Here is an 18,859-nt window from a genome sequence, read left to right on the forward strand (position 1 = left end):
GCGGCGGACGGGGGGAGCGTCGGGGGTTGTCGGACAGTGGGTGTGGGGTGGTCATTCGTGGCAGGTTAGCCACGGCGCGCGACCGTGGCGATGGTGCTGGCCACCGACCTCGGGCTGCGGTCGTCCCCAGGTCCGGACGACCTCATCCGTCCCAGTTCCGGGGGTGACCTATCCCCGCGATTTTCGTACGCCTGTCGGAGCGTGGGCGGATCGGCGATCCCCAGGCGGTCGGGGGTGTGCGCGCGGAGCGGGGCGGGCGCGGGTCGATGCGGGCCGTCCGCAACCGGAAAACCCGGCCGCGCACGGTCACTGGCTGTGGTCATGATCGTCACCCGACCCGACAGCCGTGGAGGAATCCGTAGTGTCAGTGACCCCGTCGACCGACACCGTCGACCCGCACGAACCCGCCGACGACCCCGGCACCGTCGAGGCCGAGCTCGCCCCCGCCCGCTACCTCGCCTACGCGGACGAGGCGGCCAAGGCGAACTGGGTCACGGTCGGGCGCAGGATGCCCGCCCTGGTGGGCCAGGCCCTGCGCCTGGGATGGCGGGCCAACCGCGCCGACCTGGTGGCGACCGCGGTGTGGAACCTGGGCGCGGGCGCGGCCACCGCCTGGGCCCTGGTCATGACCACTGGGGTGTTGGAGCAACTGTTCGCCGCCGTGCCCACCCCGGAGCGGGTACTGGGCGCGCTGCCCTCGCTCGTACTGCTGGCGGTGGCGATGCTCGCGCGCGGGGTGTGCTCCACCCTGGCGGGACGGTCGCAGGCCAGGTTGGAGCCGCAGGTCGTGTTCGCCGCCGAGCGCGACTTCAACCGGCTCACCACCGGCGTCGTGCGCGGCGCGTTCGACTCCACCGCCTTCAACAACCAGGTGTTCCGCGGCTACGCGCGCGGAACCGAGGAGGCGGGCACACTGGTGCGCCACACGATCGACGTGCTGTCCGGTCTGGTCGGCGTCGCGGCCGCGGCCGGTGTGCTCGGGGCCCTGCACCCGGCGCTGGTGCCGTTGCTGCTGCTCGCGTTGGTGCCGCAGTGGTGGGGGTCGGCGGCCGCCGCGCGGCTGCGCTACCGGGCGATGCTCGCCCTGACCGAGGCGCGCCGCCGCAAGTGGCTGCTCCAGCGGATCATGCTGGACCAGCACAACGCCAGCGAGATCCGCTCGTACGACATGGAGGACGTGCTGTGCGCCCAGTACGAACGGCTGGGGGAGCGCGAGGTGGCCGTGCACATGGGCCTGGCCACCCGCACGTCGCTGATCAGGTTGGGCGGCGACACCCTGAGCGGCCTGGTGACGCTGTCGGCGTTCGTCGCGCTCGGGTGGCTGCTGGTCCAGGGCACGGTGCCGATCGCCGCCGGCGGCGCGGCGGTGGTGGCGATCCGCGTCGCCCAGGGGGCGCTCAGCAACGCGCTGGACGGCGTGAGCAGGGTGTACGAGTCGGGGCTGTACTTCGCTGACTTCCTGGACCTGGCCGAGACCGCGGTGGCCCTGACGCCCTCGCCCGCGCTACCGGAGGCCCCGGCCGGGTTCGGGCGGATCAGGGTCGAGGGCGTGACGTTCGCCTACCCCGGCGACGACGAGGAGGCGCCCGCGCCCGCGCTGACCGACGTCGACCTGACGCTGCCGCGCGGAGTGACCGTGGCGCTGGTGGGGGAGAACGGGTCGGGCAAGTCGACCCTGGCCAAGCTGTTGGCGGGCCTGTACACGCCGGACCGGGGCCGGGTGTGCTGGGACGGGGTCGACCTGGCGCGGGTCGACGCGCACAGCCTGCGCCGGCGCATCGCGGTCATGGCCCAGGACCACACGCACTGGCCGATGACGGCGCGCGCGAACGTCGTCATGGGCGGTCCGATGGACCGTGCCCGACTGGACCGCGCCGCCGAAGCCAGCCACGCGGACGCCGTCGTCGAGGGGTTGCCGCACGGGTGGGAGACGATGCTGGACACGTCGTTCGCCCAGGGGGTGGAGCCGTCCGGGGGACAGTGGCAGCGGATCGCGGCGGCGCGGGCGTTCTACCGGGCCGACGCGAACGGCGTCCCGCTGCTGATCGTGGACGAGCCGACCTCGGCCCTGGACGCGCGGGCCGAGCACCGGTTCTTCCGGTCGGTGCACGAGCACGCCGGGCGGACGGGGGCGACGGTCGTGCTCATCACTCACCGGTTGGCGTCGGTGCGTCCGGCCGACGTGATCATCGTGCTGGAGGGCGGCCGGGTCCTGGCGCAGGGCACCCACGAGGAGCTCATGGACGCGTGCGACCACTACCGGGAGCTGTGGCGGATGCAGGCCAGCGCCTACCAGGAGGGATGAGCTGAGTAGGCGTACTCAGGCGCCGCCGCGGCGACCGCGCCACGATGGACCCATGAGCACCCCCAGCACACGCCCCCGGTCCACGTCCCAGTTCTACCTCCAGTCGGTCATCGCCTTCGCGGTGTCCTCCGTCGGAGCGGGCGTCGGCATCGTCTACCTGCCCGTCGACCTGTGGATGCGCGCCTTCCTCGGCATGAGCGTGCTGTTCGTGATCACGTCGACCTTCACCCTGGCCAAGTGCGTGCGCGACCGCCAGGAGGACGCGATCGCGGAGGAGTTGGCCCAGCACTACCAGCAGGCGCCGGTCTGGAGCGGGCAGCCGCAATAGCCGGTGCGGCGTCGCCGGGGAGTCCCGGCGACGCCGCACCCGGGCGCGCCGGTGGCTCAGGCGTTGGGCGGAAGAGCGGTTCCAGCGCCACGCTGGCGCGCCTTGAGCAGGTCGTGGCGCTCGTTCGGCAGCGTCGGCTCGCCGGCGCCCTGGATCTCGAACCCGGCGTCCTCGATCATCTCCCGGTCGGCCCTGCCGGCCTGGCCCTCGCTGGTGAGGTAGTCGCCCAGGAAGATCGAGTTGGCGATGTGCAGCGCCAGAGGCTGGAGGCTGCGCAGGTGGATCTCGCGTCCTCCGGCCAGGCGCACCTCGACGTCGGGGAAGACGAAGCGCGCGGCGGCCACGATGCGCAGGCAGCGCTGGGGGGTGAGCTCCCAGGTGCCCTCCAGCGGGGTGCCCTCGAAGGGCATGAGGAAGTTGACCGGCACCGAGTCCGGCTCCAGGTCGCGCAGGGCCAGGAGGGCGTCGATGAGGTCGTCGTCGCTCTCCTTCATCCCCGCGATCAGGCCCGAGCAGGGGGACAGCCCCGCGTGCTTGGCCTGTTCGACGGTCTCCACCCGGTCGGAGAACTCGTGGGTGGTGCAGATGTCGGCGTAGCGTTCCTCGGAGGTGTTGAGGTTGTGGTTGTAGGCGTCCGCGCCCGCGTCGCGCAGGCGGTCGGCCTGGCCTTCGGAGAGCAGCCCCAGGCAGGCGCACACCTCGACGCCGGGGAACTCGGACTTGATGTCGGAGATGGTGGGGGCCAGGCGGTCGACGTCGCGGTCGGTGGGACCGCGCCCGCTGGCGACGAGGCACACCCGGGTGGCACCGGCCTGGACACCGGCGGAGACCGCCTCACGGGTCTGGTCGGGCTTGAGCCAGGTGTACTTGAGGGTGCCCGCGTCGGAGCCGAGCCGCTGGGAACAGTAGAAGCAGTCCTCCGGGCACAGTCCACTCTTCATGTTCACGAGGTAGTTGAGCTTGACCCGGCGGCCGAAGTACCGCAGGCGGACCCGGAAGGCGGCGGCGACGAGGTCCATCAGGTCGTCGTCGGAGCCGCTCAGGACCTGGCGGAGCTCGTCGCGGGTGGGCGTCTCACGTCGGAGGGCCTTGTCGGCCAGAGAGTGGAAAGTCGTCACGGTGACGATCCTGGAGTGTGGTCCGGACGGAGCGCATCCGCCGAACCCGCCAAAATCACGGCCCAAGTCTTGTGCTCACCGGCTGTTTCCCTGGCCAGGCGGTTGCGCGGTCACCGCGGAGAGCCGCTCCTCGTCGTTCAGGCGCCGCGGCCCCGGGCGCGTCGGTCCGGGGCCGCGACCCGCTACGGGATGTCCTCCACCAGCAGCGTGGTGAAGTCCTCCCGGGTGGGGTTGCCGACGCCGACCAGGCGCCCGGCCTGACGGGTGATCATCCGTTCCAGGACCTGGCGCGCGTAGCGGGCGTTGCCGAAGTTGGCGTCGCGCTCCACCCCGGAGAAGTGCTCCCCGAGCGCGGCCAGCGTGTCGGGGGAGCACGTGTAGCCGGACCCGGACGCCATCCGCTCCACGATCGTGACCAGCTCGCCGTCGCTGTAGGAGGGGAACTCGACCCGGTGGTTGAACCGGGAGGCCAACCCGGGGTTGGAGTCCAGGAACCGCTGCATCTCGCGGGTGTATCCGGCGACGATGACGACCACCTCGTCGCGGTGGTCCTCCATCAGCTTGACCAGCGTGTCGATCGCCTCCTGGCCGAAGTCCGACCCGCTGTTGCCCCGGGGCGCCAGGGTGTAGGCCTCGTCGACGAACAGGACGCCGCCCCTGGCCCGCTCGAACACCTCGGCGGTCATCTGCGCGGTGTGCCCGACGTAGCGCCCGACGAGGTCGGAGCGGGCCGTCTCCACGACCTGTCCGCCGGGAAGGACGCCCAGCGTCTTCAGGAGCCGCCCGTACAGCCGCGCGACCGTCGTCTTACCGGTACCGGGAGGACCGGCGAACACGAGGTGGTGGCTCATGGCCGCCACCGGCAGCCCCAGGGACCTGCGCTGCTCGGACATCACCAGGAGGTTGGCCAGGTCGTTGACGGTGGTCTTGACGTCGCTGAGGCCGATCATCGCGTCCAGTTCCTCGCGCAGGGCCGCCACCTCGTCGACCGAGGTCGCGGGCTCGGCCGCGGCCTCGATCTCCGGGCCGAGGTCGGCGGGCATGAGGCGGGCCATCTCCGAGGGGTCGTCCGGGGCGTCGCCGCCCAGCCGGTAGGCCTGCCGGTCGATCATCGTCTCGAAGACCTTGCGCGCCTCGCGGCCGTTGCCGAACGCCGGGCCCTTGGGGACCTGCTCGAAGTGGGCGCTCAGCACCTCGACCGTGCTCTCGTCCATCACGTAGCCGTGCGCGTCGCACAGGAGGCGGACGATCTGCACGAGTTCGTCGACCGCGTAGTTCTCGAACTCGATCGTCTTGCTGAACCGCGAGGCCAGACCGGGGTTGGCCGTCAGGAAGCGGTCCATGTCCTCGGTGTATCCGGCGACGATGACGACCACCTCGTCGCGGTGGTCCTCCATCAGCTTGACCAGCGTGTCGATCGCCTCCCGCCCGAAGTCGGGGCCGCCGCCACCGCCCTCGGAGCCGGCGGAGAGCGTGTAGGCCTCGTCGACGAACAGGACGCCGCCCTTGGCCCGCTCGAACACCTCGGTGGTCTTGATCGCCGTGCCGCCGACGTACTGCGACACCAGGTCGGCACGCGCCACTTCGACGACGTGCCCGTAACGCAGGACGTCCAGCTCCGCCAGGATCCGGCCGTACAGCCGGGCCACGGTGGTCTTGCCGGTACCGGGGGCTCCGCCGAAGACGAGGTGGCGGCTCATCGGCGGTGTCGGCAGCCCCATCTCCGCGCGCCGCTTGGCCATCTGGTTGCGCTTGACGAGCGTCTTGACCTCGTGCTTGACGTTGCCCAACCCGACCAGGGCGTCGAGCTCGGCGAGCGGCCCCTGGGACTCCTCGGCCTCCTCCGCGCCGGTGTCGGCGGGGGCGGCCACCGACGCGGGCAGCGGGGTCCCGGCCTCCTCGCCGTAGGTGTCGGGTGCGCCGTTGCCGTGGCTGAGCAGCTCCTCGGCCCGGACGCGTTCGCTCCGCACGGTCTGGCGCAGGCCCGCCCGTACGTTGTCCCGCACCGAGCAGTCCTCCACGACGACGTCCTCGCGCGAGTGGATGAGGATGCCGTCGCCGGCGTTGCCGAAGATCTCGCACCGCCGCAGCGAGGCGGTTCCGCCCGCGGCCACCAGCACGCCGTTGCGCTTGCCGTGGTAGACGCGCGAGCGCAGCACGCTCGCCTCGCCCTCGTTCTGGACCGAGAGTCCGTCGCCCGTGCACGAGGAGATGTCGCAGTCGCGCAGGTCCGCCTTGGCTCCGGCGCCGACCGTGACGCCGGTGTCGCGGCTCTCGCTGATCTGGAGTCCGGTGAGCAGCGGACGGGACTCGCCGGTGACGGAGACGGCGGCCTTGCCGGTCCGTTCCAGGGTCACGTCCTCCAGGCGGCCGTGGCCGTTGCCCAGGAACTCCACTCCCTGCCCCCGGGTGTCGGTGACGGCCACACCGCGCAGGAAGGGGGCGCAGTCCTCGATGACCACGCCGGGTCCCTGGCTGCCGGTGATCAGACCGCGGTCGAACTCGACGGTGCTCCCGCCGCGCAGCCGGGTGCCGGTGCCGCCGCGCACGGTGAGCCCGATGAAGGCGGTCGCGGCGCCGTCCTCGGCGCACACGCCGTCGCCCCTGGTCTCGGCCACCTCGCACTCGGTGAACTGCCCCCGGGCACGTCCGGACAGGTGGATGCCCGCCTCCTCGGAGCGCGCCACGGTCAGGCGGGAGACCTGGGGGTCGGAACCGCTGTGCACCGCGATGCCCCGCTTGCCCACGTCCTCGACGACGCAGTCCTCGATCAGCGGGCGCGCGCGGCTGGAGACGGTCACGCCGTCACCCGCGACGTGGTGCACGCGGGTGCCGCGCAGGGTGGTGGCGGCGTCCTCCTCCAGGGCGATCGCGGGCTTCTTGACGTCCGTGATGACGCAGTCCTGGATGACTCCGCCGGCCTGGCCGCTGGCGAAGACCCCGTTGCCGCCCGCCCCGCGCAGGGTGCACGAGTGAACGGTGGGGCGTCCGGTCTCACCGATGACCAGGGCGCTGGTGTCGACGTCCTCGATGACGCAGTCCTCGATGACGGTCGACTCCGGCGAGGTGACCACGACGCCCGCCCCGGCGGAGCAGGTCACCCGGCTCTCGCGCATGGCGAGGGCGCCGTTGCCGCGCACCGACACCGCCGTCCAGGCGGCGCCGTCGACCTCGCAGTCGGCCATCTCCAGCTGCCCGGCGGGGATGTCCACCGCGGGTCTGTCCTTGTCGCGGCCGCGCAGGATGAGGCCGGAGAGCTTGACCGCCTCGGCCCCGGACACCACCGCGCTCTGGGAGTCCGAGCTGATCTCCACGCTGCCGCGCCCGTCGCGGGCCACCAGTGTGACCACCTTGAGCAGGACGAGGTTCTCCGCGTAGCGCCCGGGGGCGATGGTGATGAGCGCTCCGCTCCTGGCCGCCTTGACCGCGTCGGTGATCGTCCGGTGCTGGTCGGTTCCGTCCGGTGCGACGCTGAGGAGTTGCCTGGCCATCGGTGCTTCTTCCATTTCTCGTGTACCGACCTCCAGGCGGTGGCCCGGCGGTGCGGGTGGGGCGGCCGGGGAGTCCGCCCCACCCGGTGGCGGCGTGGGTCAGGAGCAGGTCGCGCGCACGGCCGACGCGGCGACGTGCGAGCTGGCGTGCTCCTGGTCGGCGAGCGGATTCTCGCCGACGTTGGTCAGTTGGACGGTGAACTCCTCCGTCGGCGAGGTGAATCCGGTGACCTGGACCCAGGCCCCGCGCACGTTCGCCTGGGTGATCCCGAAGACGGCGATCGCGTCGCCCTCGGGCCGGGGACCGGAGAAGATCTGGTAGGTCGCCTCGGTCTCCGCGACCCACCGCGGGCTCTCGTCGTCGGGGACGAAGAGGTAGATCTCGCAGGTCGCGTTCGGGTGGCCGGGGGAGAACGCCCAGAACGCGTACTGTCCGTCACCGTAGTCCGCGTTCCCCGAGACGGGGATGGCCTCGTACCCGCCGTCGCAGCCCTCCTGGCCGTAGCCGCCGGGTCGGGTGGCCCAGCTGGACGTTCCCTCGGCGCTGTCCCATCGGCCCACTCGGTCGTAGACGGCGCCGGGGGAGGCCAGGCAGCCGGGGCCGGTGATGGCGGTGAACGGTTCCGGGGGCGCGGCGCCGTTGCTCTGGACGGAGTCCTCCAGGATCGAGCCGCCGCCCTGGTCCGACTCGGGTGCGGTGGTGTCGCCCTCGGCGGTCGCGCCGTCCTCGTCCGCGAGGGTGTTCGCGGCGCCCTCGGTCGCGGGCTCCGACGCGTCGGAGGCGCTCCCGCCCCCTTGCGCGGTCGACCCGGCGCCGGTGTCGGCGGGGGTCCCCTCCGGGGTGTCGGCCGCGGCCGGGGTGTCCTGGGTGTCCGTGCCGCCGTCCGCCTCCTCGTTCCCCGTCGTGTCCTGATCCGACGCCGTACCGGTCCCCGGCTCCTCCGCGGCCTCGCCTGACCGCTCCGGCGCCGTGTCCGACCGCTGGGACGCGACGTCGCCCGCGGAGCCGGCCGGGGTGTCGGCCGCCACGTCGTTCCGTTCACTGCCGCCCGTCTCGGGGAAGGCCGGTGTGCCGGATTCCTGGGGGAGCGCCTCGGGGATGTATCCGGGGTCCTCCCCGCCCGATTCGCTGCCGGTGCCGCCCCCGGTCTCCTGGCCGGGGTCGGATCCGTCCGTGGTCTCGCCCGAGGTGCCCGCGGCCGAGCCGTCGCCGCCGGAGGCCCTCGTGGCGGTGTCGGCCGCCTCGGCGGCCGTGCCCTGGGCCGCGCCGTCGCCGAGGGAGCCCCCGGACGAGAGGGGGATCGACGTCAGCCAGGTTCCGTTCTGCACACCGGTCGAGAAGGCGAACGGAGCGACGACGAGCAGCAGCCCGGCGATGGCGGCCCCGGCCAGGACCGGCTTGCTGGGGCGGTCCAGCGCGGACTCCGCCAGGGCCTGGTCCTCACCCGTGTTCGGGGTGACGGTGCTGTGGAGTTCGGCCCGCCCGGGTGGGGACGTCGCCTCGGCCGCGGGCGCGGCGTCCGGGGTCCGCGCGGTCGCGGGCGCACCGGTCACCCGGCGGGGAGCGGGCGAGGCGGGCGGAGCCTCCGGGACGGCCGCTCCGGCCAGTCCGGCCTGGATGTCCGCGGCCGACACCTGGTCGCCCGGGGTCTGGCCGCGCCGCTCGGGGGTGTCGGTCATCGGTGGTCCTTTCCGGGGAACCGCGCGGAGGCGGTCGGGCGCCGCGGGGTCACCGGCGTCCGCCGGAGTCGGTGTCCGTGCCGGGCACGGCCGCGATCTCCTCGTTCGCGGACTCGGTCCCGCCCAGGTTCCTCGCGGTCTTGAGCAGGTTGTCCGCGGTGTCCGCCGTCGCCTTGACCAGCGCCTTCGTGTAGATGTCGAAGTTCTCCTCCAGCTGGGTGAAGACCTTGTCGTAGTCCTTGGCGAAGTCGTCCCCTTCGAGGGTCTTGTCGCCCCAGGGGGTGCCCAGGGGCACGCGTACCTGCTCGTAGTTGGACATGGTCTCCTGGGTGAACTCGGCGGCCGAGTAGATGTAGGAGCCGTCTCTGGCGAGGTCCTCGGGGGACCCGGAGAAGCGGTCGTTGCCGTTGGACACGGTGGTGACGCCTTTCGGTCGGGGAGAGGGGCGGCGGTGCGCGCCCCGTCGGCTACTGCGGCGGCAGGGGGATGCCCATCCGCTCGAACATGGCGCGGGTGTCCAGCTCGCCGTTCATCGCCTCGTTGACGTCCAGGCCCTCGGGCACGAGCGGCGCGTAGAGCTCGGAGACGCGGTCGGCCATCTTCTTCCGGGCCTGGGTGATGACGTCCATGACGGCGGAGGCCAGTTCGGCGGGGGCCATGTCGCGGTAGTTCTGGTTGTGGAACTTCAGCTCAACCAGTTCCCCCCTCGCGTTCACCTTGGCCCCCACGAGCCTGCTCTTTGCCACGACCTCCTCGGTTGCCGATGCCAGGCTTTCGCTTGCGCGATCGACCTTCGCCAGCGTCTCGTGAAGACGTGCCAACTCCTGTTCCATCTGCTCCGGATTCCACGAAGTCATGGCGTGCCGCTCCCTTCTTCGGGCCGCCCGGTCCGGGCCGTCCCAGTACTGTCTGCCTTGCGTCGGAGGCCGTCCCCCAGACGCGTTCGTCCTCGGACAACCAGGTCGAGCGCTGCCGTTCCCGCTCTCCCTGACCGCCCGCGCCTCCCATGCCGCCCATCATCGGCGGCATCATGGGCGGCGTTCCCTGTTGGGCGGCCGTGCCGCCCGGGCCCTGGCTCGTGGGGCCGCCGGCGCCCGGCGACGCGACGGAGCCGTCGCCCGTCATCTGGCCCCCCTGGAACTGGGAGGACCGGTTGACGGACCGGTCGTCGTCGGTGAGGCCGCCCGGACCGTCCGACTCGGTCGGGCCGCCGTAGTTCAGTCCGACCGGATCCGGGGTGGACAGCGGCGGGATCTCGTAGTCGCCAGGCCCCCGGCCTCCGGTGAATCCGCTGGTGATCGGCTCGCCGGTCTCGGGGTCGATCGGGTAGGACAGGCCCAGGTCGTCGACGTCGTAGGGCTGTCCGGTGACCGGGTTGATGGGCAGGGACGGCCCGTCACCGGGGTCGTAGTCGGTCGGCAGCCCCGGGTCGAACGCCCCCGGACCGCCGTCGCCCGACAGGTCCGGGTACTCGACCGGGCTGATCGGCTCCCCGGTGAGGGGGTCGATGGGCAGTACCTGACCGGTCTCGGGATCGTAGTTGATCGGCAGACCGGTGTCCGGGTCATAGGGCACGCCGGTGTCCGGATCGAGCGGAAAGAGTTCGCCGGTCTCGGGGTCGATCGGCAGACCCGTGTCCGGGTCGAACTCCAGCTGGGTGCCCTGCTCTCCAGGGAGGACGGGCTCGCCCGTGACCGGGTCGATCGGCAGCACCCGACCGGTCTCGGGATCGTAGGAGATCGGCAAACCGGTGTCCGGGTTGAACGGCAGGCCCGTCTCCGGGTCGACCGGGAACGGCTCGCCGGTCTGGGGGTTGAGGGGCAGTCCGGTGTCCGGGTCGAACTCCAGCTCAGTGGTGGGGAAGCCGGTGTTCAGCGGCGGGTCCTGGCGCGAGCGGTCGTTGCCGGTGGAACCGGCGCCCGGCCCGTTCAGGAAGGGCGGCGGGGGCACCAGGCCGCCCGTCGTGCCGTCGCCGCCGGGGAAGTTGGCGTTCAACGGCGGATCGATCGTCGATCCGCCGCCGGAACCGAACGGGTCGGTCAGGCCGTCGCCGCCGGGGAAGTTGGCGTTCAACGGCGGGCCGATCGTCGATCCGCCGCCGGAACCGAACGGGTCGGTCAGGCCGTCGCCGCCGGGGAAGTTGGCGTTCAACGGCGGGCCGATCGTCGATCCGCCGCCGGAACCGAACGGGTTGTCCAAGCCGTCGCCGCCGGGGAAGTTGGCGTTCAACGGCGGGCCGATCGTCGATCCGTCGCCGTTGCCGCCGGGGCCGCCGAACAGGTCGTTCAGGTCGTCGCCGAACGGGTTGTCCAGGCCGTCGCCGCCCGGGAAGTTCTCGTCCAGCGGAGGCGGGGGACCCTCGCCTCCGGAACCGCCCTCGTTGTCGTACAGGTCCTTAAGCCAGTCGGGGACGTCGTTGGGGTCGCCGCCCGGGCCGTCCTCACCGTCCCCGTACAGGTCCTCCAACCAGTCGGGAACGCCGTCGTCGTCCGAGTCCGAGTTCTGGTCTCCGTCGCCTCCGGAACCGCCCGGATCGTTGTAGCCGGGAGGGAGTCCGCCCACGGGATCCCGGATGGGCAGGAGCCGCGTGGCGATGGTCTCGTAGTGGCTGCTCATCGTGTTGTAGAGATCGTTGGCGGCCTCGAAGACCGGCTTGTACGCCTCCTTCCACCGCATCTTCAGCTCGTTGTTGATGTTGGAGTCGGTGACGGAGTCGCCGACGATCCCGCGCACCGGCGGATCGGTGTGATAGAGGATGGTGAACTGCTCGCGTTCGCTGTGGAACTCCTCAGATCCGGCGGCCGTGCCGAAGTACCAGTTGTCGATCGTCCCCTTGATCGTGCCGTTGGGGCTCTGTACAGCGGTCTGGACCGCCCCGAGCAGGGCGCCAGCCTTGGGGATGATCGCGCTGCGAAGGTCGTTGACCCCGTTGTGGAACCGGTCCAGTTGGACGTTCAGGTCCCCCAGACGCTTGGCCAGGTCGTAGATCCTCGCCGCGAACGCGGCGGCGGCACTGCCCCGCATGGCGCCGTCGGGTACGTCGATCCCCTGGTACGCCTTGATCAGTCCGGCGTCCTCGCCGCCGACGTAGTCCTGGAGGAAGTCGTCCAGGGAGGCGACGCGCGTCGAGATGTCCCAGATGGTGGTCTGGTTGTACGACGTCGAGGCTTCCGAACCATGGGCCAGGGCCGCCACCTGGGCCAGGTCCACGAGCCCCTTGAGGAACTTGGCCTCCGCGGAGTCGTCCCCGGTCCAGAGCTGGTCCTGCATCTTGTAGCCCGCGTAGTCCCACCCTCCGTAGTAGTAGTAGGAGGCGGAGGCTGTGGTGCCGCCGCCGTCGTAGTAGCGCCACCACCGGTCGACGTTCTTGAAGTCGAACCCCTTGATGAAGTGGTCGTCCTCCCAGAAGTGGTACCGGCCGAGGTCGAGCCAGAGCGGGTCGAGGACGCTGCTCACCGGGGGCATCTGAGGATGCGACCCCTCGGAGTCCTCGCTGTCGGCGAAGATGTTCATGATCTCGTGCAGTTCCGGCATCCGCTCCTCACTCCTCCTCGGTCGAACGGCCTGTCACGCTGGTTCCGGTGTCCCGTTCGGGCTACTCGTCGTCGCTGTCGCCGCCCTCATCGCCGCCATTGCCCCCGGGGTACGGGTAGCCGCCGCTCCCGCTGCCCGAGGAGCCGACCGAGGTGGGGCCGAGGATTTCCACGACTTGTTGGGCGGTGAGTTCCTGTTCCTCCTCCAGGTCGAGGAACACGGCCGCGTTGTTCGCCAGCCGGTCGGAGATCACGATGAACTCGGATTCCAGATTGGCCACGATCTCGTGGATCTTCGCCACGGACGTGTCGATCTCCGTGGCGAGCGAGTTGGCGATCGGCAGGAAACTGCCGTTCCCGATCAGGATGAAGTGACCTTCCTGTGGCGGCCCCCCGGCGTATTCGGAGAAGCGGGTGACCTCCTCGCTGCACCGCTCGCGGAGGGGAATCAGGAAGTTCTGGTGGAACTGGTTGATCCGTTCGAAGTCGATGGCGGTGCCTTCGCCCGCGCCGTCGCCCTTCTCCTCACTGTTGGGGACGCCGTCCCCGTCGGTGTCCTCGTCGTGGATGTCGGCGATGCCGTCGCCGTCGTCGTCTTCGTCCTCGCTGTTGGGGATGCCGTCGCCGTCGGTGTCGTGGTCCTCGTCCTCGCTGTCGGGGACGCCATCGCCGTCGTCGTCCTTGTCCTTGCTGTCAGGAACGCCGTCACCGTCGCTGTCGGCGTCCTCGTCGTTGTCTCCTTCCTCACCGTCCTCGCCCTCGGTTTCTTCGTCGCCGTCCCCGGCTCCTTCCTCGCTCTCCTCGTCCTCGTCTTCCTCATCGTCCTCGTCCGGTTCCACACCGACCGGCTGGTCGGGGTCCAGGGCCCTCATCCACTGCCCGTCGCCCGACTCGGTTCCCTCACCGCCAGTCCCGTCGCCGCTGGACTCCTCGTCGTCGCCGTACCCGTCGAGACCTGGTTGGTAGGGAGCGAGCGCCTCCATCTCCCGCTCACCACTGGTCTCCGGGTCGCCAGTGCCCTCACCACCGGAACCTCCGCTGCCCGAGCCGTCGCCGCCGGTCTCCTCGTCCCCGGGGTGTTCGCTGCGGTAGAACTCCTCGGAGCCCTCCTCCGGGTCGCCGCTCCCCTCCCCGGTGGACTCGGTCCCCTCGTCTCCGGGACGCCCGCTGCCGGAGTGGTCCTGCGGTCCCTCCTCCGAGCCGCCTTCGTGCTCGCCTCCGGTGTACTCGCCGCGGGGGTGACCGCCGCCGCCCGGGTACCCGCCCTCGGTGTGTTCGCCGCGGGGGTGACCGCCGCCGCCCGGGTACCCGCCCTCGGTGTGCTCACCGCGCTGGTACTCGTCGTCGGCTTCCTCGCCTCCGGTGCCCTCGCTGGCGGAACCCCCGTCTCCGGAGCCGTCGCCGCCGGACTCCTCACCGGCGGGGCCGTCGCCCCCGGAGTGCTCACCGCCCGCTTCCTCGCCCTCGGAGTCCCCGTCGCCGGTGACGTCGCCGCCACCGTCGCCCGAGGCGTCCTCCTCCGGCTCCTCGATCGTGATGACGCCGGTCTCGGGGTCGGTCGTGACCTCCCCGTCTCCGGGATCGACGGTGATCGTGTCGGTCTCCGGATCCACCTCGATCCGCAGGTCGCCGACCTCGATGGTGATGACGCCGGTGTCCGGGTCGACCGAGATCTCGGCCTCCTCACCCGTACCCTCGCCGCCGTCGCCCTCGTTCCCCTCCGTGGACTCCTCGTCGGTCGACTCCGTCCGCGACCCTCCGGTGTCGATGGTGATGAGCCCGGTCTCGGGATCGATCGTGATCTCGGGGGACCCGTCGCCGTCCTCGCCCTGATCGCTGTCCGAGGACTCCGTGGACGGGTCGCTGATCAGGTCGGCCTCGTGGATCTCGGGCTCGGTGCCCGGCTCCGCGGGCTCCACGGGTCGCATCCTCGGTTCGGGGAGGGCGGGCTCGCCCTCCCGCGCGGGGACGGCGATCCGCTCGAGCGGTTCCGCCGGGGTCAGGGCGTCGGCCTCGTAGACGACCTGACCGTCGAGTTCGTCCGCCCGCCGCACCGGCTCCTCGCCGACCAGCACCGAGGAGACATCCCCCTCCTCGGGGGCGCTGACGGACACGGTCTCCACCGCCTCCACCGCGACGGCCGGTTCCACGACCACGGTCTCGGTCGCCCGCACGGGCTCGAGCACGACCCCCTCGGCCGTTCCGGCGGCGTCCTCGACGGTCGGTGTGCCCAGGATGATCCGGCCGGTCCGCTCGTCGACGGTGACATCGGTCCCGGCCGGGTCGATGACCACGTCCCCCGACGCCGGGTCGACGGTGACCGAGTGGGAACCGTGCAGGATCGAGATCAGGCCCGTCGCGGGATCGATGGTGATCGGCCCGGTGGCGGCGGCCACCCGCGCCTGCGCGGCCCCGGACTGTGTCGCCTGGTCGGCGAAGAGGACGGCCTCATGGATCTCGCCCTCGGCGTCGCCCTCGGTCGCCGTGGACGGAAGGGGGCCCAGCAGAGCGGAGGTGAAGTCGAGGGGTTCGTTCTGCTCGGTCACGGAAGCTCCTCAGACGCGAACTGGTCGGGGGGTCGGGTCCGGCACCGCCGGGCGGGGCGGTTCGGGGGTGGTCGGGGTGGGGAACCCGGGCGAGCGGTACGAGGGGAGTGGCCGCCCGCCCGGGGGTGCGTGCCGGGAGTGCTGTGGCGGGTGCGCTACATGAGCGACGCCCACTCGACCGCCTCGCGGCTGTCGGTCCCGGAGTAGTTGTTGCGGATCTGGTTCAGTGCCATCTCGGCCCGGCCCAGCAGGGTCCGCATGTCGGCGACGTTCAGCCGCCACTGCTTGACCTTGGCGTCGTAGGCCTCGGCGGTGGCGCCTTCGAGGTCCGCCCTGACGGTCTGCATCTGCATGTCCAGGGTCTCGATCGCGTTGGCGACCGTGTCGGTCTGGACCCGGAGCTGCTGCGTCGCCTCGTCGACGTAGGCGTAACTGACGTCGAAACCGTCCATGTGCGTGTGGCCTTTCTTCCGTGGGGGGCGAGGGTCAGCCGGCCTGGTTCGGGTTGAGGTCGCTCATCCAGCGGGAACCCTCGACGAGGTTCGAGTCCTCGGCGTTGTGCATGGCATTGACGGTGCCGCCGAAGGTGCCGATCATCTGGTTCATGTCGTTGGTGATGAGCCGCAGCTCCTCCAACCAGCCGACCAGCGCCTCGCTGTACTTGTTGGCGGCGGCGCCGTGCCAGGACGCACGCAGCGTGTCTCGCGTGCCGTCCACGTTGGTGTAGACGGTGTTGCAGGTCGTGTGGGCCTCCGTCATCGCCTCCTGGGCGATTCCGTTGGCCTGCTCTGTACTCCGTGTCCTACCTTCGGACATGCGGTCTTCTCCTTCCTCGCTGGATCACAGGTCCGGCGCGGAGCCGGATCCTCGGTCTGGGCGGTGGTCATGGGCACCCCGGGTTCTCGGCGCGCTCGGACGGCCCCAGGGGCAGGGCGGCGACGTCGGGGTGGAGCAGCGGCCCGGTGGGCAGCAGCCTGAGCAGCGACGTGGGCACCTCGGTCGCCGATCCGGTGCCCACACCGAGGCTGGCCAGGACGTCGTCGTCCGGCACGGGGAACTTGGCCCCCGCGTCGGAGACGACGTAGTGGGTGGAACTGCCCGTGTCGCCGCCGACGGGCCGGGCCCGCGCCACGGCCCCGCCTCCGGACGGAATGCCGATCAGGTCGGGGGTCGGGCATCCGGGGGCGATCGCGGGGACCTCCTGGACCGGGAGGGCGCTGACGGAACCGGACTCGTCCAGGGTCGCCGACAGCGATCCGCCGTCGCCGAGCCGCAGGCAGGGCAGGCGGCCGTCGACGGACCGGAGCTCGGGCGGCGTCGCGGGCAGTCGTGTGTCCTCGCTGGTCGCGTCCTCGCCGCCCGCCGCCAGGTTGGCGTGCGCCTCGGCCGCCGCGAGCGTGACCGTCTCGGGGGCGGCGCCCGGGTAGGCGGCCGCCCCGTTCTCCGGATCGGCGAGGAGGAGCAGCGCCTCGGTAAGGGTCAGGGGCGCGAGCCCCTCACCGGTCAACAGGTAGTTCTGGTCCGGCTGGTCGGGGGTGGACACGGCGAACACCTGGCCCACCCGGCGCTGGGCTCCCGCGAGGGCGGGACCCGGCGTTCCGGCTCCCGGCACGACCGGCGCGGTGAGGTCGGGGCCCGTGGGCACGGTGTCCAGGAACGCCGCCGTCACGGGGTAGGCGGGGCTCGTCCCGTAGCCGAGGGCCTGGACGGCGCCGCCCTCCTCGTCCAGCCGCAGCCGGGTGCCGCGCCAGAGCAGATGGCGGCCGCCGTCGGGCCCCGACAGAAGGACCGCCTCCCCGTCGCCCGGGGGTGTGGGATCCGGCGCCGCGCCGATCGTCAGCGCCGTGCGCGCGCGCCCGTCGTCCTCGGGCAGTGCGCACACCCTCCAGACGGCCGATGCGAGCGCCTCCTCGCCGGGCAGGGAGTCGGGGGCGCCGGGGATTCCGACCGGGCCGCCCACCGGTACGCCCTCGAGGGAGCCCGCGTTCACCAGGGAGGCGTTCGCCTGTTGGCCCTGGATCAGGCGGGCGGACGCGTAGTTGGCGACCGGTCGCAGCGTGCCGTCCGAGTAGACGTAGGCGGCGCCGCTGTCGCGTTCGATGACGAGCGTGCCCTCCTGGCGCCAGGTGGTGGCCCCGCCGGGGAAGATCAGCCCGAAGACGAGGAACCCGACGCACAGCAGCGCGGCGATGGCCAGGCCGATGAAGGTGCTGGTGCGGGTGCGGCGCATGGGCGCGTCGACCGCGTCGGGGTCGGCCTCCAGCATCGCCGTTCCCAGGCGCCCCACGGTGAAGTTGTGCGCCATGACACGGTCGCGACGTGACTGCATCTCACCCGCCGATCCCGCGCAGGGCGGCGAAGACGTCGAAGCCCGCCAGGACGAGGGAGAAGATCGCCACGCACAGCAGGGACTGGACGATCTCGGCCGCGCGGCCCCAGTGCGGCAGCTGGCGGCGTCCGGGCACGGTCCACGACACGATGGCCAGGACCGTGGTGACGGCGAACAGCGTGATCAGGGCCAACGAGCGGGGGAAGGGATCGGCCGTCCACGCGAACAGGACCGTCAACGCGGTCAACCCGATCCAGGGCGGAGCCACCAGGAAGGCGCGCTGCCAGGCGCTCGCGACGCCGCGGGTCTGCAGCAGCAGCACCAGGGCCACGATGACGCACAGCGTCACCGGCACCCAGCCCGGCGACGCCGCCAGGACGACCAGGCACACGGTGAGCACCGCGCCGGTCGCGGCGTACAGGCCGGTCTGGAACCGGTCGGCCAGGTGGGTGCGGTCGAGGACGGCCCGTGCGGGGTAGGGGTCGATGCCCTCCTGGAGCTGGTCGGGGTTGGAGGGCAGCGGGGGCAGACGCAGCCCGGAGAGCCGGAAGGCCAGCTGCGGCGCGAAGGTTCCGACCAGGAGGGCGATCAGGGCGACCATTCCGGCGACGGCCGGGACCGAGGCGCCGGGCACGAACATCAGTGCGATGCCCCCCAGGACGGTCAGGACCTCGACGGCGAACAGTCCCGTGAAGAAGGGTACGGATCCCGCCACGGCCGCAAGGCCGAGCACCGTCGCCCCGGCGGCGGTCATGGACCCGCTGAGGATCCGCGCGCCGAGCAGGCTCAACCCGGGTTCGCCGACGGGAACGGCGGCGCCGGCCAGGGCCATGGACAGGGCGGCCAGGGCGGCGAGCGCGGTGGCGGCGGGCAGGTCGCCCATGGCCCGGGAGGCGGCCGCGGCCGACAGCAGCATGAGGACGGCGGACGAGGCGGCGGTCAGCGCGGTCAGCGTGCCGAAGCCGCCGATCGCCATGACCGCGAGTCCGGTGAGCAGGACCGCCAGGCCCAGTCCCTGGAGGAGGACGCGGGAGTACTCGGGGCGCCAGCGGTCGGGGCGTTCGGCCATGCCGGTGGCGACCCCGTCGGTGAGGTCGTCGAAGTGGATGGGCGGGAGCTGGTCGCGGCGCGGACGCAGGTAGAGGGTCTCACCGTGGCAGAGGCCGAGGGACCGGAGGGTCTCGTCCTCCTCGAACGGTTCGTCGCCGAGCTGCTGGAGGACCCAGCCGTCGTGCTCCAGTCCGCTCTCGTCGAGGTCCTCGCCGTTGTCTCCTTCGGCGTAGAGCACGAAGGTCGGCACCAGCTCGGACAGCGGCACCTCGGACGGCGCGGCGATCTCGAAGGACCTGCTGGGGGCGCGGATCACGAGTCGGCACAGATCCGCGGCGGCAGGGTCGGTCATGCGGTTTCCCACCCCTCGGGGGTGATGTGTTCCCACGTGTGACGGGCCATGACGTCACGTCACACGACTTTGGAACTGTGTTGGTTGTCAGTTCTGTATGTGTGATCTCGTGTGACAACAATAGCGT

13 protein-coding genes are annotated in these 18,859 nt (G+C 71.8%); 2 read left to right on the forward strand and 11 right to left on the reverse strand.

Annotated features, from left to right (window positions below; all coding sequences use genetic code 11):
* Nucleotides 1–361: 361 nt before the first annotated feature.
* The gene (locus ACIBFB_RS10005; RefSeq protein ID WP_397228311.1) at nucleotides 362–2,305 is read left to right on the forward strand and encodes an ABC transporter ATP-binding protein; all 1,944 of its coding nucleotides are present in this window, start codon (nucleotides 362–364) and stop codon (nucleotides 2,303–2,305) included.
* A gap of 52 nt (nucleotides 2,306–2,357) precedes the next feature.
* Nucleotides 2,358–2,633, forward strand: a complete 276-nt coding sequence (locus ACIBFB_RS10010) for a YiaA/YiaB family inner membrane protein (RefSeq protein WP_397228313.1) — start codon at nucleotides 2,358–2,360, stop codon at nucleotides 2,631–2,633.
* 56 nt (nucleotides 2,634–2,689) lie between these two features.
* On the opposite strand, the gene bioB is transcribed toward ACIBFB_RS10010, so the two are convergent.
* The 11 genes from bioB to eccD all read right to left on the reverse strand — a co-directional run bounded on the left by bioB (nucleotide 2,690) and on the right by eccD (nucleotide 18,732).
* A complete protein-coding gene (bioB, locus tag ACIBFB_RS10015; protein ID WP_397228315.1) occupies nucleotides 2,690–3,751 on the reverse strand; it encodes a biotin synthase BioB in 1,062 nt (353 codons plus the stop codon).
* Nucleotides 3,752–3,933: 182 nt separating this feature from the next.
* On the reverse strand, nucleotides 3,934–7,242 hold the full coding sequence (locus ACIBFB_RS10020) for a right-handed parallel beta-helix repeat-containing protein (protein WP_397228317.1): 3,309 nt from the start codon (nucleotides 7,240–7,242) through the stop codon (nucleotides 3,934–3,936).
* Nucleotides 7,243–7,341: 99 nt separating this feature from the next.
* Complete coding sequence (locus ACIBFB_RS10025) at nucleotides 7,342–8,922, reverse strand: hypothetical protein (RefSeq protein ID WP_397228319.1); 1,581 nt, start codon at nucleotides 8,920–8,922, stop codon at nucleotides 7,342–7,344.
* A gap of 49 nt (nucleotides 8,923–8,971) precedes the next feature.
* On the reverse strand, nucleotides 8,972–9,337 hold the full coding sequence (locus ACIBFB_RS10030; protein WP_397228321.1) for a hypothetical protein: 366 nt from the start codon (nucleotides 9,335–9,337) through the stop codon (nucleotides 8,972–8,974).
* A 52-nt stretch (nucleotides 9,338–9,389) separates the two neighbouring features.
* Nucleotides 9,390–9,722, reverse strand: a complete 333-nt coding sequence (locus ACIBFB_RS10035) for a YbaB/EbfC family nucleoid-associated protein (protein ID WP_397228467.1) — start codon at nucleotides 9,720–9,722, stop codon at nucleotides 9,390–9,392.
* A complete protein-coding gene (locus ACIBFB_RS10040; protein WP_397228323.1) occupies nucleotides 9,613–12,456 on the reverse strand; it encodes a hypothetical protein in 2,844 nt (947 codons plus the stop codon). The genes ACIBFB_RS10035 and ACIBFB_RS10040 overlap by 110 nt, the downstream gene beginning before the upstream one ends.
* 61 nt (nucleotides 12,457–12,517) lie before the next feature.
* Entirely contained in the window at nucleotides 12,518–15,001 is a 2,484-nt protein-coding gene (locus ACIBFB_RS10045; RefSeq protein WP_397228325.1) for a hypothetical protein, read from the reverse strand.
* A gap of 155 nt (nucleotides 15,002–15,156) precedes the next feature.
* On the reverse strand, nucleotides 15,157–15,453 hold the full coding sequence (locus ACIBFB_RS10050) for a WXG100 family type VII secretion target (RefSeq protein ID WP_397228327.1): 297 nt from the start codon (nucleotides 15,451–15,453) through the stop codon (nucleotides 15,157–15,159).
* Between the two features lie 34 nt (nucleotides 15,454–15,487).
* The gene (locus ACIBFB_RS10055) at nucleotides 15,488–15,817 is read right to left on the reverse strand and encodes a hypothetical protein (protein ID WP_397228329.1); all 330 of its coding nucleotides are present in this window, start codon (nucleotides 15,815–15,817) and stop codon (nucleotides 15,488–15,490) included.
* Nucleotides 15,818–15,884: 67 nt separating this feature from the next.
* Nucleotides 15,885–17,330: a type VII secretion protein EccB gene (eccB, locus tag ACIBFB_RS10060; RefSeq protein WP_397228331.1), complete on the reverse strand. Its 1,446-nt coding sequence runs from the start codon at nucleotides 17,328–17,330 to the stop codon at nucleotides 15,885–15,887.
* Nucleotide 17,331: 1 nt separating this feature from the next.
* Entirely contained in the window at nucleotides 17,332–18,732 is a 1,401-nt protein-coding gene (eccD, locus tag ACIBFB_RS10065; RefSeq protein ID WP_397228333.1) for a type VII secretion integral membrane protein EccD, read from the reverse strand.
* Between the last annotated feature and the right edge of the window lie 127 nt (nucleotides 18,733–18,859).

It is taken from the genome of Nocardiopsis sp. NPDC050513 (genome assembly GCF_044457925.1).
Lineage (GTDB): Bacteria > Actinomycetota > Actinomycetes > Streptosporangiales > Streptosporangiaceae > Nocardiopsis.

Bases quoted from the DNA above. Each gene is read 5' to 3' on its own strand.
- ACIBFB_RS10010 (WP_397228313.1), top strand. From the start codon at position 2,358: ATGAGCACCCCCAGCACACGCCCCCGGTCCACGTCCCAGTTCTACCTC.
- ACIBFB_RS10020 (WP_397228317.1), bottom strand. From the start codon at position 7,242: ATGGCCAGGCAACTCCTCAGCGTCGCACCGGACGGAACCGACCAGCAC.
- ACIBFB_RS10025 (WP_397228319.1), bottom strand. From the start codon at position 8,922: ATGACCGACACCCCCGAGCGGCGCGGCCAGACCCCGGGCGACCAGGTG.
- ACIBFB_RS10040 (WP_397228323.1), bottom strand. From the start codon at position 12,456: ATGCCGGAACTGCACGAGATCATGAACATCTTCGCCGACAGCGAGGAC.
- ACIBFB_RS10050 (WP_397228327.1), bottom strand. From the start codon at position 15,453: ATGGACGGTTTCGACGTCAGTTACGCCTACGTCGACGAGGCGACGCAG.
- ACIBFB_RS10055 (WP_397228329.1), bottom strand. From the start codon at position 15,817: ATGTCCGAAGGTAGGACACGGAGTACAGAGCAGGCCAACGGAATCGCC.
- eccB (WP_397228331.1), bottom strand. From the start codon at position 17,330: ATGCAGTCACGTCGCGACCGTGTCATGGCGCACAACTTCACCGTGGGG.
- eccD (WP_397228333.1), bottom strand. From the start codon at position 18,732: ATGACCGACCCTGCCGCCGCGGATCTGTGCCGACTCGTGATCCGCGCC.